A 12,593-nucleotide genomic window follows, 5' to 3' on the forward strand; every position below is an offset into this window, starting at 1 on the left:
TATGCCCCCCGCCTATGCCCCCGCTTTTGGCCCCCGCGCCCATTCCTGTTGCATTGCGCAAGACAGCCAGGGGGATGTCATTCCGGCGTGCTATACTTTCAGGTTCCCAAAAGTGCGCTTTTCTCACGTGCTCTGCCGCTGCCACTGTCAGTGAGTGGCGGGCGGGCACGAGTAGGCGAGTAGCAGCGCACTCAACTGTGTAGCCAGGTTCCTATGTCCCGCGCCCTTCGCAACATCGCCATCATTGCCCACGTCGACCACGGCAAGACCACGCTCGTCGACCAACTGCTGCGCCAGTCCGGCACCTTCCGCGACAACCAGCAGGTCGCCGAACGCGTCATGGACTCGAACGACATCGAAAAAGAGCGCGGGATCACGATTCTCGCGAAGAACTGCGCGGTCGAGTACGAAGGCACCCACATCAACATCGTCGACACCCCGGGCCACGCCGACTTCGGCGGCGAAGTGGAGCGCGTGCTCTCGATGGTCGATTCGGTGCTGCTGCTCGTCGACGCTGTCGAAGGCCCGATGCCGCAAACGCGCTTCGTGACCAAGAAGGCGCTCGCGCTCGGTCTCAAGCCGATCGTCGTCGTCAACAAGATCGACCGCCCGGGCGCGCGCATCGACTGGGTGATCAACCAGACCTTCGACCTGTTCGACAAGCTCGGCGCGACCGAAGAGCAGCTCGACTTCCCGGTGGTGTACGCCTCGGGCCTGAACGGCTACGCCTCGCTTTCCGCCGATGCGCGCGAAGGCGACATGCGTCCGCTGTTCGAGGCGATCCTCGAACACGTGCCGGTGCGCGACGCCGATCCGGAAGGTCCGCTCCAGCTGCAGATCACGTCGCTCGACTACTCGACCTACGTTGGCCGTATTGGCGTGGGCCGTATCAAGCGCGGCCGCATCAAGCCGGGTCAGCCGGTGGCGCTGCGCTTCGGCCCGGAAGGCGAGGTGATGAACCGCAAGATCAACCAGGTGCTGTCGTTCAGCGGCCTCGAGCGCGTGCAGGTCGAATCGGCCGAAGCGGGCGACATCGTGCTGATCAACGGTATTGAAGACATCGGCATCGGCGCCACGATCTGCGCGATCGAAACCCCCGAAGCGCTGCCGATGATCACGGTGGACGAGCCCACGCTGACGATGAACTTCCTCGTGAACTCGTCGCCGCTCGCGGGCAAGGAAGGCAAGTTCGTGACGAGCCGCCAGATTCGCGACCGTCTTACGAAGGAGCTGAACCACAACGTCGCGCTGCGCGTGAAGGACACCGGCGACGAAACCACGTTCGAAGTGTCGGGCCGCGGCGAACTGCACCTCACGATCCTGATCGAGAACATGCGCCGCGAAGGCTACGAGCTGGCCGTCTCGCGTCCGCGCGTGGTGCTGCACGAAGTGGACGGCGTGAAGCAGGAGCCGTACGAAATGCTGACGGTGGACGTCGAAGACGCCCACCAGGGCGGCGTGATGGAAGAGCTGGGCCGCCGCAAGGGCGAAATGCTCGACATGGCTTCGGACAGCCGCGGCCGCACGCGCCTTGAGTACCGCATTCCGGCGCGCGGCCTGATCGGCTTCCAGGGCGAGTTCATGACGCTCACGCGCGGCACGGGCCTGATGAGCCACGTGTTCGACGCCTACGGCCCGATCAAGGAAGGCACGCTCGGCGAGCGCCGCAACGGTGTGCTGATCTCGCAGGACGACGGCGCTGCCGTGGCCTATGCACTGTGGAAGCTGCAGGATCGCGGCCGCATGTTCGTGAAGCCGGGCGACGCGCTGTACGAAGGCATGATCATCGGCATCCATAGCCGCGACAACGACCTCGTCGTGAACCCGATCAAGGGCAAGCAGCTCACCAACGTGCGCGCCTCGGGCACCGACGAAGCCGTGCGTCTCGTGCCGCCGATCCAGATGTCGCTCGAATACGCCGTCGAATTCATCGACGACGACGAGCTCGTGGAAGTCACGCCGCAGTCCATTCGCCTGCGCAAGCGTCACCTGAAGGAGCACGAGCGCCGCCGCGCGAGCCGTGAAGGCGCTGCCGACTAAGCCTCGTTCGAAGATTTTTCGCGCATCGCAATGCTGAAGGATCAACAGGAAAGCCGCCGCTGTCCGGGCGGCTTTTTTGCATCTCGCGGAGATTGGCGGGCGGTGCCGGAAGAGAGTGTTGCAAACCCCGCAAAAGCCCATGTAGAAAGGGTTTGCGTGTGGTGTTGTGCCACATTGCATTCTATGGAGAGTATCAGTTCTGTGATATCCTCCGCGGATGCTGTTTTAGGTCCTTCCAAGCAGACTTGATTCGCAATCCGCTAAACGGTCAGGCCGTGGCGCGGAAGGTTGAGTAACCCGCTATTTCTCGAGAAACTCGAAGAAAGGTGAGCGTAAATGTCGGAAACGATGAAGCAATTCCAGCTGAACTCCTATTTGTTCGGCGGCAATGCTCCGTATGTCGAAGAGCTATACGAAGCATATCTTGACAACCCTGCATCCGTTCCGGATACGTGGCGCGAATACTTTGACGCGCTGCAAAACGTGCCGTCGTCGACGGGCACGGCTGATAGCGACGTGGCCCACGGCCCGATCGTCGAATCGTTCGCCCAGCGCGCCAAGGCCAACGCCTTCATTCCGCGCGGCGGCGGCGAAGACCTCGCCACGGCCCGCAAGCAGGTTTACGTTCAGTCCCTGATTGGCGCCTACCGCTTCCTCGGCTCGCAATGGGCCAATCTCGATCCGCTCAAGCGCCGCGAGCGTCCCGCCATCCCCGAACTCGAGCCCGCGTTCTACGACTTCACCGAAGCCGACATGGACGAGACGTTCAGCGCGACGAACCTGTATTTCGGTTTCGAGCGCGCGTCGCTGCGCGAGATCGTCAAGGCGCTGCGCGACACGTACTGCGGCACGATCGGCGTCGAGTACATGTACCTCAGCGATCCGGAGCAGAAGCGCTGGTGGAAGGAAAAGCTCGAGTCGATCCGCTCGACGCCGAACTTCTCCGCTGACAAGAAGAAGCACATCCTGCAGCGCCTGACGGCCGCCGAAGGCCTCGAGCGCTTCCTGCACACCAAGTACGTCGGCCAGAAGCGCTTCTCGCTCGAAGGCGGCGAGAGCTTCATCGCTTCGATGGACGAAGTCGTCCGTCACGCAGGCGCGGCGGGCGTGCAGGAAATCATCATCGGCATGGCCCACCGCGGCCGCCTGAACGTGCTGGTCAATACGCTCGGCAAGATGCCGGCGGACCTCTTCGCCGAATTCGAAGGCAAGCACGTGGACGACCTGCCGGCCGGCGACGTGAAGTACCACAAGGGCTTCTCGTCGGACATGGCTACCGAAGGCGGCCCGGTCCACCTCTCGCTCGCGTTCAACCCGTCGCACCTCGAAATCGTCAACCCGGTCGTGGAAGGCTCGGCCAAGGCCCGTATGGACCGCCGCGGCGACGACGACGGCCTGCAGGTGCTGCCGGTGCAGATCCACGGCGACGCGGCCTTCGCGGGCCAGGGCGTCGTGATGGAAACGCTGAACCTCGCGCAGACGCGCGGCTACGGCACGCACGGCACGCTGCACATCGTCATCAACAACCAGATCGGCTTCACGACGTCGGACCCGCGCGACGCGCGCTCGACGCTCTACTGTACCGACGTGGTCAAGATGATCGAGGCGCCGGTGCTGCACGTGAACGGCGACGATCCCGAAGCCGTCGTGCTCGCCACGCAGATCGCCATCGACTTCCGCATGCAGTTCCACAAGGACGTCGTGGTCGACATCGTCTGCTTCCGCAAGCTGGGCCACAACGAGCAGGACACCCCGGCGGTCACGCAGCCGCTCATGTACAAGAAGATCGCGCAGCACCCGGGCACCCGTGCGCTGTACGCCGAGAAGCTCGTGCAGCAGGGCGTGATCACGGCGGAAGACGCCGACAACTACGTCAAGGCGTACCGCGCCGCGATGGACGAAGGCAACCACACCATCGACCCGGTGCTCTCGAACTACAAGAGCAAGTACGCGGTCGACTGGGTGCCGTTCCTGAACCGCAAGTGGACCGACGCCGCCGACACGGCCGTGCCGCTCGCGGAACTCAAGCGCCTCGGCGAGCGCATCACGACGATCCCGGAGAACTTCAAGGTTCACCCGCTCGTCGAGCGCGTCATCAACGACCGCCGCGCGATGGGCAAGGGCGAAGCGAAGCTCGACTGGGGCATGGGCGAGCACCTCGCGTACGCGTCGCTGGTCGCTTCGGGCTACTCGGTCCGCCTGACCGGCCAGGATTCGGGCCGCGGCACGTTCACGCACCGCCATGCGGTGCTGCACGACCAGAACCGCGAGCGCTGGAACGACGGCACGTACATTCCGCTGCAGAACATCGCCGAAGGCCAGGCGAAGTTCACGGTGATCGACTCGGTGCTCTCCGAAGAAGCCGTGCTCGGTTTCGAATACGGCTACTCGACCGCCGAGCCGAACACGCTCGTCGCATGGGAAGGCCAGTTCGGCGACTTCGTGAACGGCGCGCAGGTCGTGATCGACCAGTTCATCTCGTCGGGCGAAGTGAAGTGGGGCCGCGTTTCGGGTCTCACGATGCTGCTGCCGCACGGCTACGAAGGTCAGGGTCCGGAGCACTCGTCGGCGCGTATCGAGCGCTTCCTGCAGCTGTGCGCCGAGCACAACATGCAGGTCGTGCAGCCGACCACGCCGGCGCAGATCTTCCACCTGCTGCGCCGCCAGATGATTCGCCTCTTCCGCAAGCCGCTCGTCGTCTTCACGCCGAAGTCGCTGCTGCGCCACAAGGAAGCCGTGTCGGATCTCTCGGAACTCGCGAAGGGTTCGTTCCAGCCGGTGATCGGCGAAGTGGACGACTCGATCGATGCGAAGAAGGTCAAGCGCGTGCTGGTCTGCTCGGGCCGCGTCTATTACGACCTGACCGCGCACCGTCGCGAAGCGAAGGCGAACGACGTCGCGATCATGCGCGTCGAACAGCTCTATCCGTTCGCGCACAAGCAGTTCGAAGCCGAACTGAAGAAGTACGACAACGCGACCGAAGTGGTCTGGGTGCAGGACGAGCCGCAGAATCAGGGCCCGTGGTTCTACATCGAGCACCATCTGAAGGAAGGCATGAAGGAAGGGCAGAAGCTCGCGTACAGCGGCCGTCCCGCTTCCGCCTCGCCGGCCGTCGGCTACTACGCGAAGCACTACGAGCAGCAGAAGTCGCTGATCGAAGGTGCGTTCGGCCGCCTGAAGGGCGCGCAGGTCGCGAAGTAAGCACAAAGAGCAGATCGAACCGGGAAAGCGTGCATCCATAAAGCGCGCTTTCCCGCGCTCAGGTGCGCGACCCGGTTCGTCATAGATACGTATTCAGGAAAATCACATGGCTATTGTTGAAGTCAAGGTCCCGCAGCTTTCGGAGTCGGTTTCGGAAGCCACGATGCTCCAGTGGAAGAAGAAGCCGGGCGAGGCTGTTGCCCAGGACGAAATCCTCATCGAACTGGAAACGGATAAGGTCGTTCTCGAAGTGCCCGCGCCGTCGGCCGGCGTGCTGGCCGAGATCGTCGCCCACGACGGCGACACCGTGGTCGCCGATCAGGTGATCGCGAAGATCGATACGGAAGCCAAGGCTGGCGCCGCGCCTGCTGCCGCCGCTGCACCGGCTGCAGCGCCCGCCGCTGCAGCTGCTCCCGCAGCTGCGCCGGCTGTTGCCGCCGCAACGGCTTCGAGCAGCACGATCGCGTCGCCCGCAGCGGGCAAGCTGATGGCCGAGAAGGGCCTCACGGGCGCGGACGTCGGCGGCACGGGCCGCGACGGCCGCATCACGAAGCAGGACGTGCTGGGCGCCGGCGCGCCGAAGGCCGCTCCGGCTGCCGCTCCCGCCGCTGCGAAGCCGGCTGCCGCGAAGCCCTCGCTGCCGCAAGTCAACGCACCGGCATCGGCTGCGAACTGGCTGAACGACCGCCCGGAACAGCGCGTGCCGATGTCGCGTCTGCGTGCGCGTATCGCCGAACGTCTGCTCGAGTCGCAGCAAACCAACGCCATTCTTACGACGTTCAACGAAGTGAACATGGCGCCGGTCATGGATCTGCGCAACAAGTACAAGGACAAGTTCGAGAAGGAACACGGCGTGAAGCTCGGCTTCATGTCGTTCTTCGTGAAGGCGGCGGTTCACGCGCTGAAGAAGTTCCCGCTCGTGAACGCGTCGATCGACGGCAATGACATCGTCTATCACGGCTACTTCGACATCGGTATCGCTGTCGGCTCGCCGCGTGGTCTGGTGGTGCCGATCCTGCGCAACGCCGACCAGATGAGCCTCGCCGACATCGAGAAGAAGATCGCCGAATTCGGCCAGAAGGCCAAGGATGGCAAGCTCTCGATCGAGGAAATGACGGGCGGCACGTTCTCGATCTCGAACGGCGGCGTGTTCGGCTCGATGCTCTCGACGCCGATCATTAACCCGCCGCAGTCGGCGATCCTGGGCGTGCACGCCACGAAGGAGCGCGCCGTGGTGGAAAACGGCCAGATCGTGATCCGTCCGATGAACTACCTCGCGATGTCGTACGACCACCGCATCATCGACGGCCGCGAAGCCGTCCTGTCGCTGGTCGCGATGAAGGACGCGCTGGAAGATCCGGCTCGCCTGCTGCTCGACCTGTAAGCGTCGGCCTCATCAAATATCAAGTCTTATGCTGAGCGCCGCGCGCGCGGATTCCGGAAGCCGGGGTCCGCACGCCGCGCTCACGTATCGAAAGGATGACCATGTCCAAAGAATTTGACGTCGTCGTGATCGGCGCCGGCCCCGGCGGCTATATCGCGGCGATCCGCGCCGCGCAGCTCGGCAAGTCGGTTGCGTGTATCGAAAAGTGGAAGAACCCGGCCGGCGCGCTGAAGCTCGGCGGCACCTGCCTGAACGTCGGCTGCATTCCGTCGAAGGCGCTGCTCGCCTCGTCCGAAGAGTTCGAGAACGCCGCGCATCATCTCGTTGACCACGGCATCAGCGTGGGCGACGTGAAGATCGACGTCGCGAAGATGCTCGAGCGCAAGGAAGGCATCGTCGAGAAGATGACGAAGGGTATCGAGTTCCTGTTCCGCAAGAACAAGATCACGTGGCTCAAGGGCCACGGCAAGTTCACCGGCAAGAACGAAGCCGGCGTGCAGATCGAAGTGTCGGGCGAAGGCGAAACGGAAATCGTCACGGCGAAGAACGTCATCATCGCGACGGGCTCCAAGGCGCGTCACCTGCCGGGCATTCCGGTCGACAACAAGATCGTCTCCGACAACGAAGGCGCGCTCACGTTCGACTCCGTGCCGAAGAAGCTGGCGGTGATCGGCGCAGGCGTGATCGGTCTGGAACTGGGCTCGGTGTGGCGCCGTCTTGGCGCCGACGTGACGATCCTCGAAGCGCTGCCGGAATTCCTTGGCGCGACTGACCAGGCGCTCGCGAAGGAAGCTGCGAAGCTCTTCAAGAAGCAGGGCCTCGACATTCACGTTGGCGTGAAGGTGGGCGTTGTGAAGGCGACGGACAAGAACGTCACGATCAACTACACGGACAAGGACGGCAACGCGCAAGTGCTCGAAGCCGACCGCCTGATCGTCTCGGTGGGCCGCGTGCCGAACACCGACAACCTCGGTCTCGAAGCGATCGGCCTGAAGGCCAACGAGCGCGGCTTCATCGACGTGAACGACCATTGCGCGACGAGCGTGCCGAACGTCTACGCGATCGGCGACGTGGTGCGCGGCCCGATGCTCGCGCACAAGGCCGAAGACGAAGGCGTGCTGGTGGCCGAGATCATCGACGGCCAGAAGCCGCACATCGACTACAACTGCATTCCGTGGGTGATCTACACCGAGCCGGAAATCGCATGGGTCGGCAAGACGGAGCAGCAGCTCAAGGCCGAAGGCCGCGACATCAAGACGGGCCAGTTCCCGTTCATGGCGAACGGCCGCGCGCTTGGCATCAACAAGGCCGACGGCTTCGTGAAGATGATCGCCGACGCCAGGACCGACGAACTGCTCGGCGTGCACATCATCTCGGCGAACGCATCGGACCTGATCGCGGAGGCCGTGGTGGCGATGGAGTTCAAGGCGGCCGCCGAAGACATCGGCCGCATCTGCCATCCGCACCCGTCGCTGTCCGAAGTCATGCGCGAAGCGGCGCTCGCCACCGACAAGCGCGCGCTCAACATGTAATGCACAAGGGCGGGGCGGCCGACTTTTGATGGCCGCTCTGCCTTGCAGTACCCAGCATCACTTACGGAGGCGGGTGGGCTTTGGCTCTCCCGCCTTTCCTCATTTGCGGCCCGGAAAATGAACGTCACCGAATACTACGAAAACGAACTGCAGTCGCGGGGATACCAGCCCGATGCGGCCCAGCGTGTCGCCATCGAGCGGCTGCAGCGGTGCTACGACGAGTGGGTGGAGTACAAGTCGCGCCGCTCGAACGCGTTCTGGAAGCTCATCAATCACCCCGACCTGCCGCGCGGCGTGTACATGTGGGGCGGCGTGGGCCGCGGCAAGAGCTTCCTGATGGACAGCTTCTACGCGGTCGTGCCCGTGCAGCGCAAGACGCGCCTGCATTTTCACGAGTTCATGCGCGAAGTGCATCGCGAGCTCGAAGAGCTGAAGGGCCAGGCCGACCCGCTCGACGAACTTGCGCGCCGCATCGCGAAGCGTTACCGGCTGATCTGCTTCGACGAATTCCATGTCTCGGATATCGCGGATGCAATGATCCTGTATCGCCTTCTGGACGGCCTCTTCAAGAACGGCGTGCAGTTTGTGATGACCTCCAACTACGATCCCGATTTGCTGTATCCCGACGGCCTGCATCGCGACCGCATGCTGCCCGCGATCGAGCTCATCAAGGAAAAGTTGGATGTCCTGAACGTTGACGCCGGCATCGACTATCGGCAGCGCACGCTCGCGCAGGTCGAGGTTTATCACACGCCGCTCGGCGCCGAAGCCGACCGCGCATTGCGCCACTCGTTCGCGCAGCTCGCGGCGGTGCCCGACGAGAGTCCGATCCTGCATATCGAAAAGCGCGAGCTGAAGGCTCTGCGCAAGGCCGACGGCGTAGTCTGGTTCGATTTCGCGACGCTGTGCGGCGGCCCGCGCTCGCAGAACGACTACCTGGAGCTGGCGAGCCGCTTCCACGCGGTGATCCTCTCCGACGTGCCGCAGATGACGCCGCGCATGCAATCCGAAGCACGCCGCTTCACGTGGCTCATCGACGTGTTCTACGACCATAAGGTGAAGCTGCTGATGTCGGCTGCGGTGCGGCCCGAGGAGCTGTATGTCGAAGGACCGATGGCGAACGAATTTACGCGCACGGTCTCGCGCATCGTCGAAATGCAATCGAAGGAGTACCTCGAAGCGCCGCGTCGCATCGTCGACACGAGCCTGACCTGAGCGCCGTCCAGCCCCATTCGCCGTCGCGAAAAGAGACTGCAGGGGCCTTTTCAAGATTCGGACTCATCTGATAGTCGCCGCTGGGGCAAGTCCCTATCGTTTGTCTGGAACATTACGGACAAAGGAGAGGACCATGACCCCCTATCGCGATATTACCGAGGAAGAGTGGCGCCGCGTCATGCCGCTGCTGCCTGAACTGCGCCCGCGCACCGAGCTGCGTGGCCGGCCGCTGGCCAACACGCGTGCGGTGCTCAACGGCGTGCTCTGGGTGATGTACAGCAGCGCTACATGGTCGGCCATGCCGCGCCGCTACCCTTCGTATCAAACCTGCCACCGCCGCTTCAAGGCCTGGCACGACAGCGGCGTGCTCCGGCGCGTGATGGCGGAGCTGTTCGGCGAAGAGGGCGTGATGTTGTGCGACACGATCGAGACGCGTATGCGTAAGCATATGAGCCGAGCGGACAAGCTCGCGCGCCGCGACCAGCCGCCGGCCTCGCTGCCGAAGACCTCGCCGTTCGCACCGTCGCCCGATACGGCGCAGCCGTTTTCCTACCAGCGAGCCTTGTATCGCCAGACGGCCTGAGCACGTTGTCCGTAGGGCGGGGCGCAGTCCACGAGAATCGGACTGCGCCCTTTGCATACCACCGGTTACTTCTCAGTTACCTGGTAGTGCCATCTACCGTGAGGTTGGTGCTTACTGCCGGGCTTACTACCGGGCTTACTGCTGGCGAACCCACGTCTGCGAGCGGCCCAGCAGCGAGATGCCAAGATAGCCGCGCACCACGAGCTTTTGTCCGCCGTCCTCCAGATGCATCTTGCAGCGATACACCTTGCCGTTTTCCGGGTCGAGGATGTGGCCGTTGTCCCAGCCGTCGTCGCTCTTCTTCATTCCGTCGATAATCGTCATGCCGAGAATGAGCTGGTCCTTGCGCGCGTCGGTGCACTCGGTGCAGCGGCGATCCGGTTTGTCGGCCGGATTGAGGCCCTTGATGACCTTGCCGTTGAGGTCGCCGCTGCCGTCGTCGCTGATCTGGACGAGTGCTTTCGGCTGACCCGTGTGATCGTCGATGGTTTCCCACACGCCCACCGGCGTGGCGCTTTGCGCATGCGCGGCCATCGCGCCGCCGAGGAGAGAGCTCGCCAGCGCGAGCTGGGTTGCCGCGCGTGCGGCGAATGCAAGGGTGCGTCCGGTGATCCGGTTCATATGTCGTCCTCCACTGATGATTGTCGTGATCGTGCAGACCGTGCGTGCGCCTTGCCAGCGCGCAGGCCGGTGTAGGGCAGGATACGCGAAAGCGCGGCGTTCGTAGGAGAGGAGGGCCTCTAGTCGCCCCCCGGCCCGGTTCATCGGGTCAGTTCAGCTGATACGAGAATGTCGCGTTGATGCGCGGGCTGCGCGACGCGCTTTCCACGGGCGCATCCGCGAGCGCCTTGGCCACCGAGAGGTCGAGGGTATAGTACTTGCCGTCCGAAATCCGGAAGCCGATCGACGCCGACGAAAGCCGCGATGGCGCGGGCGTGCCCGCATGCAGGTAGACGCGCGCCATATCGAACGAAACGTAGGGCGTGATCGTCTGCAGCCACACGTAGGCGGGCCGGAACGGATGGTTCACTTCGAAGGAAAAGCCCCAGCCCGAATCGCCCGATGCTTCGCCGGGCTCGTAGCCCTGTGCGAAGTGCTGTGCGCCGAAGGAGATCTCTTCGGACGTGGGCAGCGTCACCGGGCTGTACTGGCCCGTGGCGGCCACGGCCGTGCCGAAGCCGAGCGGCCAGTCGTTGGTTTGGGAGACCGTGGCATCGGTGCGCACGAAGTTCAGCGAGACGGGGTTCTGCACCACGAGCCCCGGTATGTTCGTGTCCACCGACTTCGAGGCGCCGAGCACGTTGAAGGCCTTTGCCACGTTGAAGCTCGCCTTGCGCACCTGGCCCGGCTGGACATCGGTGTAGTCGGCCTGCAGTTGCAGCACGCGAATCTGGGAGCGTTCGCCATACTGCGCGCCGTTGATCGTGTTGTGATAGTCGTTCTCATCGTGGGTCGCGTAGACGCTTGCTGTGCCGATCAGGCTGCGCGTGTTGTTGAGCAGCATCGGGTACGAGAGCGAGCCCGTGAGCTTGTCGCTGATGACCGTCCGTTCTACGTAAGAGGGCAGGCCCGGATTGTCGGTCGGATTGCCGCGATAGTGCGAGGCATCCACTTTCGCCGTGAGGCCGTCGCTGCCCACCGGCACCGCCGCATGCGCCGCGATGTAGGTGATGTGATCAGGACCCCTTGGCATCAGCGCGGAGATGCTCAGTTGCTCGCCGAACGGCGTGAGCCCGTTTTCGCTGGCCGTCAGGAGGCCCTGAACGCCGGGCTGATTGGTGTTCACGCCGGCGCTGAAGTCGACGCTCTTGTGCCGGGTATCGAGTTCGAGCGTTGTCGCGCCGTCGGTGTTGCTGGGCGGCGGCACGTTGGCCGAAACCTTGAGGCCCGGCAGCAAGCCCAGCACGTTGATATAGCGCTGGAACGTGGCTGTGCGCAGCGGCCGGTCGTCGACGATATGCGCCGCGATCGCGCGGATCTTGCCTTCCAGCGCGCCGGGCTTGCCGGTGATCTTGACGTTGGCCACGTAGCCTTCCACGACCACGATGCGCACGACGCCATTGGCGAAGTCCTGTGCAGGCACGAACGCGAACGACAGCGCATAACCGCGCGACTGATACAGCTTCGTCACGCTATCCACCGTCTCGATCAGCTTGCCGATCGTGATGTCGTGATTCGCAAGGGGTGCGAAGCGTTGCGCGACTTCGTCGAACGGAATCGATTTCACCCCCTCGACCTTGAAAGTCGTGGGCGTGAGATGCGTGGCGAGCAGTTGCTGCAGCTGCGGTGTCTGCTGCTCCACGTTCACGGTTACGTTCGGCGCCTTTTGCGGCGCATTGACCTGCGGCAGCGCGTCGAGCGGATTCCCGCCGAGCGGGTTTGCGCCTGGCGCCGGCCGGCTCTGCGCGACTGCAACCCCCGTGAGACCGCTCGCCGCCACCCCCACAGCGGCGAGCATGGCCCATCCTGCAACTGCGCCTCTCATTTCACTGCCCTCTAGCTTATCGGGCGGCACGCGTCGTGGATTGTTGGTATTCGACGCGTGCCGTCTCTTTGTGCCGCCTTCGTGGGCGGTCTGTGGCTCCCTGACGCCTGTGTTTTTATTCCTGCGGTCTTGCGACTACGTTCTTGCCAGGCT

At 63.8% G+C, this 12,593-nt stretch carries 8 protein-coding genes; 6 read left to right on the forward strand and 2 right to left on the reverse strand.

The features are described from left to right. Window positions 1-213: 213 nt before the first annotated feature. The 6 genes from typA (at window position 214) to BAC01S_RS20955 (ending at window position 9,955) form a co-directional block, all read left to right on the forward strand. Window positions 214-2,040, forward strand: coding sequence for a translational GTPase TypA (gene typA / locus BAC01S_RS20930; RefSeq protein ID WP_027796517.1), 1,827 nt, complete (start codon window positions 214-216; stop codon window positions 2,038-2,040). Between the two features lie 336 nt (window positions 2,041-2,376). Next, a complete protein-coding gene (locus BAC01S_RS20935; protein ID WP_027796518.1) occupies window positions 2,377-5,241 on the forward strand; it encodes a 2-oxoglutarate dehydrogenase E1 component in 2,865 nt (954 codons plus the stop codon). A gap of 106 nt (window positions 5,242-5,347) precedes the next feature. Then, window positions 5,348-6,625, forward strand: coding sequence for a 2-oxoglutarate dehydrogenase complex dihydrolipoyllysine-residue succinyltransferase (odhB, locus tag BAC01S_RS20940; protein ID WP_027796519.1), 1,278 nt, complete (start codon window positions 5,348-5,350; stop codon window positions 6,623-6,625). A gap of 101 nt (window positions 6,626-6,726) precedes the next feature. Next, window positions 6,727-8,157, forward strand: a complete 1,431-nt coding sequence (gene lpdA / locus BAC01S_RS20945; protein WP_027796520.1) for a dihydrolipoyl dehydrogenase — start codon at window positions 6,727-6,729, stop codon at window positions 8,155-8,157. Window positions 8,158-8,274: 117 nt separating this feature from the next. After that, on the forward strand, window positions 8,275-9,372 hold the full coding sequence (gene zapE / locus BAC01S_RS20950) for a cell division protein ZapE (protein WP_027796521.1): 1,098 nt from the start codon (window positions 8,275-8,277) through the stop codon (window positions 9,370-9,372). Between the two features lie 133 nt (window positions 9,373-9,505). After that, a complete protein-coding gene (locus BAC01S_RS20955) occupies window positions 9,506-9,955 on the forward strand; it encodes a transposase (RefSeq protein ID WP_027796522.1) in 450 nt (149 codons plus the stop codon). Between the two features lie 135 nt (window positions 9,956-10,090). Here BAC01S_RS20955 and BAC01S_RS20960 read toward each other — a convergent pair whose 3' ends face one another. Together BAC01S_RS20960 and BAC01S_RS20965 are read right to left on the reverse strand one after the other, a co-directional pair. Further along, window positions 10,091-10,576, reverse strand: a complete 486-nt coding sequence (locus tag BAC01S_RS20960; protein ID WP_027796523.1) for a DUF2147 domain-containing protein — start codon at window positions 10,574-10,576, stop codon at window positions 10,091-10,093. Window positions 10,577-10,724: 148 nt separating this feature from the next. Then, window positions 10,725-12,440: a ShlB/FhaC/HecB family hemolysin secretion/activation protein gene (locus BAC01S_RS20965; RefSeq protein ID WP_027796524.1), complete on the reverse strand. Its 1,716-nt coding sequence runs from the start codon at window positions 12,438-12,440 to the stop codon at window positions 10,725-10,727. Between the last annotated feature and the right edge of the window lie 153 nt (window positions 12,441-12,593).

Source organism: Paraburkholderia acidipaludis NBRC 101816 (genome assembly GCF_000684975.1).
GTDB classification, from domain to species: domain Bacteria; phylum Pseudomonadota; class Gammaproteobacteria; order Burkholderiales; family Burkholderiaceae; genus Paraburkholderia; species Paraburkholderia acidipaludis.

Bases quoted from the DNA above. Each gene is read 5' to 3' on its own strand.
- typA (WP_027796517.1), top strand. From the start codon at position 214: ATGTCCCGCGCCCTTCGCAACATCGCCATCATTGCCCACGTCGACCAC.
- BAC01S_RS20935 (WP_027796518.1), top strand. From the start codon at position 2,377: ATGTCGGAAACGATGAAGCAATTCCAGCTGAACTCCTATTTGTTCGGC.
- odhB (WP_027796519.1), top strand. From the start codon at position 5,348: ATGGCTATTGTTGAAGTCAAGGTCCCGCAGCTTTCGGAGTCGGTTTCG.
- lpdA (WP_027796520.1), top strand. From the start codon at position 6,727: ATGTCCAAAGAATTTGACGTCGTCGTGATCGGCGCCGGCCCCGGCGGC.
- zapE (WP_027796521.1), top strand. From the start codon at position 8,275: ATGAACGTCACCGAATACTACGAAAACGAACTGCAGTCGCGGGGATAC.
- BAC01S_RS20955 (WP_027796522.1), top strand. From the start codon at position 9,506: ATGACCCCCTATCGCGATATTACCGAGGAAGAGTGGCGCCGCGTCATG.
- BAC01S_RS20960 (WP_027796523.1), bottom strand. From the start codon at position 10,576: ATGAACCGGATCACCGGACGCACCCTTGCATTCGCCGCACGCGCGGCA.
- BAC01S_RS20965 (WP_027796524.1), bottom strand. From the start codon at position 12,440: ATGAGAGGCGCAGTTGCAGGATGGGCCATGCTCGCCGCTGTGGGGGTG.